Consider the following 3,593-nt stretch of genomic DNA (forward strand, 5'->3'; position numbering starts at 1 on the left):
TAAGCGTCCGGCCAACCACGAGTTGCGGGGTTGCCGCTGAGCAATGAAGGACGGTTCCTGAAGGGAGCTCTTTCTGGACTCCAGAAGGAGGTCTTGTGATCGACGGTGGTGGCGTGATCGTGCGGACGGAGCGGCGGCGGCGCTATTCTGATGCGGAGAAGGCCGCGATCGTCGCGGAGAGCTTGCGGCCCGATGTCACGGTCACGTCGGTCGCGCGCAGGCATGGCATCGCCAAGAGTTTAATCTACAACTGGCGTGCCAACCGGTGCGAGGCTGAAGCGATTGCAAGGAAGGCGCTAGAGTTTATCCCATGCGGCCAGTTCGTCGAGGCCACAGCGGACACTTCGGCTCCCGCGATCATCCCTGAGGGGCCAGAGCCGTCGGTCGGCCCTTTGGTGGCCGGTGTAGCGGCTTCTCCGCCGACCGAGCCGCCACGAGCAGGCACGATTGCCATCGAGCTCGCCAACGGCGCGCGCTTGACCGTCGACAGCTTCGTCAACGAGAAGGCGCTCGCCCGGGTTCTGCGCGCGTTGAAGGCCGTGCCTTGCTGAGCCTGCCGCCGGGCACCAAGGTCTATCTCGCCAGCAAGCCGGTCGATATGCGCAAGGGCTTTGCGGGCCTGAGCGCGCTTGCCAGCGAAGTCTTCAGGCTCGACCCTTACAGTGGGCACGTTTTCCTGTTCCGCAGCAAGCGCGGCAACTACCTCAAGGCGCTAATCTGGGACGGCACCGGCCTGTGCCTTTTCGCCAAGCGGCTCGAGCGCCATCGCTTCGTGTGGCCGCCGCTGGTCGATGGGGGTGTGGTGCTGACACCGGCGCAGTTTTCGCTGCTTCTGGAGGCTATGGATTGGCGGCGGACGGTGGCGCCAAAGCCGCCCAAACGGCCTGTGCATATCTAACGAATCGGGCGCGGTTTTCCTGCCTTCGGCTTGGTCAAGATCGCCCATCATGTTATCCGCTGTTCGTGTCTCCCGCCGACCTTGATTTACCCTCCGATCCGGACGAACTTCGGGCCTTTGCCGAGGCAATGAAGGAGCGCCTTTCCGCTTCGGAACAGGCGCTTGCTGACGAGCGCAAAGCACACGATGCAACGCGCGACGAACTCGGTGCCGCGCGCAACGCGATCAAGCTGACGACGCTTCAGATCGAGAAGCTCAAAGCCCAGCTTGCCAAGCTACGGCGGATGAAGTTCGGCCAGTCGTCCGAGCGCATGACGCAGCTTGCCGACCAGCTTGAGCTGACGCTCGAGGATCTTGAAGCCCGGCAGGCCCATGCCGAGTGCGTCGTGCGCGGGCAGGTCGATCAGGACGAGACTGAAGAGCCGAAGCCCAGGCGCAAACCCAAGCGCGCGCCGCTGCCCGATCATCTGCCGCGCGATGTGATCACGCATCCGGCGCCCGGCGCGGATCGCTGCGCGGCGTGCGGCGGTAAGGCGAGCGTTCTAGGTGAGGACGTCACCGAAGTGCTGGAATACGTGCCCGCAAGCTTCCGCGTGGTGCGCCATGTCCGTCCCAAAGTCGCCTGCAAGTGCTGCGATACCATCGCCCAAGCACCAGCACCCGCTCTGCCGATCCCGCGCGGCCGTGCCGGTCCCGGGCTGCTGGCGCACATAATCGTTGCCAAGTTCGCCGATCACCTGCCGTTATACCGCCAGTCGCAGATCTATGCGCGCGAGGGCGTCGAACTTCCCCGCTCGACGATGGCTGACTGGCTCGGTCAGGTCAGCTGGCTGCTCGATCCACTGGTCGAGCGGCTTTGCTCACACGTCATGGCGAGCCCGAAGCTCCACTCCGACGACACGCCCGTCCCGGTGCTGGCTCCCGGAACGGGCAAGACATCGACCGGGCGATTATGGGTCTATCTGCGCGATAACCGTCGATGGAGCCCCAGCGACAAGCCCGCAGCCCTGTTCCGCTATAGCCCCGATCGCAAGGGCGAGCGACCGCGCGAGCATCTTGCGGCCTTTGCAGGCTTTCTGCAGGCCGATGCCTATGCGGGGTTCAACGCCCTCTATGACTCAGGCCGCGAGCCCGGCCCAATCACGCCCGTCGCCTGCTGGGCGCATGCGAGGCGCAAGCTGCATGACGTGCTTGTTGCTGACCGCGGCTCTGCCGCGCGCAAGGGGCTCGCCATGATTGCGCAACTCTACGAGATCGAACGGTTGGTTGGGGGTGAGCCTCCCATGGAGCGTCTGCGCCAGCGATCGGCATCACAGCTCATTGCCCTCGATTTCTTCGCATGGGCAGACAGCGTGCTCGGCCAGGCATCGGCGCGCTCACCGCTTGCCGAGGCGCTGCGCTATGCCGTCAAGCTGAAGCCCGCGCTGCTCGCCTACACCCAGGACGGACGGCTCGAGATCGACAACAACCTTGCCGAGAACGCGCTGCGCGGCATCGCGGTCGGGCGCAAGAACTGGCTGTTCGCCGGTGCGGATTGCGGCGGCGAGCGGGCGGCCGCGATGTATTCGCTGCTCGAGACCGCCAAGCTCAACGGCGTGAACCCGCAGGTCTGGCTGACCGACGTCCTCGACCGCATCGGCAAAGGCCATCCCATCAACCGCCTCGACGAGCTCCTGCCATGGGCGTGGAAGGCGGCTCGTTCCAGTGACCCCGACGTTGCGTGAGGACCCATTGCGCCGATGGCAGCTATCTGCGATTTTCCGCCAGAAGCCGACATTCAGCAAGCGACCCCATCGCGGACATTTTCGCATTCATGGCGAGTTCCCAAGAGCTGACTAAATAAGGCTTGCCCACTTGAAGGCCTTTTGACAGCGTATGAGCATGTCAACGCTCGAGAAGATCGGAAGCGATATATGGATCGCAGAGGGACCATCGATCAAGTTTCTGATGATGCGAATAACCACGCGCGCCACCGTGGTCAGATTGAGCGATGGGTCGATTTGGTTTCATTCTCCGGTGGAATTCAATGAGGCTCTTGCAGCTGAGATTTCGGAGCTTGGCACGGTGCGTTTCATAATCGCTCCGAATATCTATCATCATCTTTTTCTTGGCGAATGGCAGCGTCACTTCTCGGAAGCCGAGCTTCTCGCGGCACCTGGTCTTGCATCGAAGCGATCTGATCTGAACTTCGGGCGAGCTTTGGGCCATGAGACTGCTTCGGCTTGGCCGGGTGAGATTGAACAAATGTTGTTCGCCGGTAGTCGCGCGTTTGATGAGTTCATTTTCTACCATCGCCCATCTTCAACAGCGATCCTTACTGACCTGATCGTAAACATTCGCGCAGAGCATCAAACTGTGCTGGGTCGACTCGTAGCTCGCATTGAGGGCGTGACCTATCCGCGCGGACGAACGCCGCTGCTCTATCGTTGGTCGATGAAAGACAAAAATCTTGGTGCAACGGCGATTGCTGATTTGCTCGCCTTTAAGCCTGACGCGGCAGTCATTTCACACGGCGAATGGTTTCGAGAGAACGCTACCGAGGAATTGCGGCAACGCTTCTCTTGGCTCCCGCTTTGAGCTGCACAGCACCAAAACCAGACAGTCCGCTTCCCACCCACAATCGGTCATAAGGCAGGCCGAGGACACACGCCGAAAGCTGTCGGTTGCCTACCACGGCATCGGCCGGACGCTTACC

4 protein-coding genes are annotated in these 3,593 nt (G+C 62.1%); all 4 read left to right on the top strand.

The features are described 5' to 3' along the window. The first annotated feature begins 95 nt into the window (after window positions 1-95). The 4 genes from C0456_RS19760 to C0456_RS19775 all read left to right on the top strand — a co-directional run bounded on the left by C0456_RS19760 (window position 96) and on the right by C0456_RS19775 (window position 3,475). Entirely contained in the window at window positions 96-551 is a 456-nt protein-coding gene (locus C0456_RS19760) for a transposase (RefSeq protein WP_188236018.1), read from the top strand. After that, entirely contained in the window at window positions 545-898 is a 354-nt protein-coding gene (gene tnpB, locus C0456_RS19765) for an IS66 family insertion sequence element accessory protein TnpB (protein ID WP_073976480.1), read from the top strand. The genes C0456_RS19760 and tnpB overlap by 7 nt, the downstream gene beginning before the upstream one ends. A 128-nt stretch (window positions 899-1,026) precedes the next feature. Beyond that, on the top strand, window positions 1,027-2,622 hold the full coding sequence (locus C0456_RS19770) for an IS66 family transposase (RefSeq protein WP_291056177.1): 1,596 nt from the start codon (window positions 1,027-1,029) through the stop codon (window positions 2,620-2,622). Between the two features lie 157 nt (window positions 2,623-2,779). Then, entirely contained in the window at window positions 2,780-3,475 is a 696-nt protein-coding gene (locus C0456_RS19775) for a DUF4336 domain-containing protein (protein ID WP_291056174.1), read from the top strand. The last annotated feature ends 118 nt before the right edge of the window (window positions 3,476-3,593 follow it).

It is taken from the genome of Hyphomonas sp. (assembly GCF_013823385.1).
Taxonomy (GTDB): domain Bacteria; phylum Pseudomonadota; class Alphaproteobacteria; order Caulobacterales; family Hyphomonadaceae; genus Hyphomonas.

What these genes read in the sequence shown, in the direction of transcription:
- C0456_RS19775 (WP_291056174.1), top strand. Translation starts at nt 2,780, where the DNA reads ATGTCAACGCTCGAGAAGATCGGAAGCGATATATGGATCGCAGAGGGA.
- C0456_RS19770 (WP_291056177.1), top strand. Translation starts at nt 1,027, where the DNA reads ATGAAGGAGCGCCTTTCCGCTTCGGAACAGGCGCTTGCTGACGAGCGC.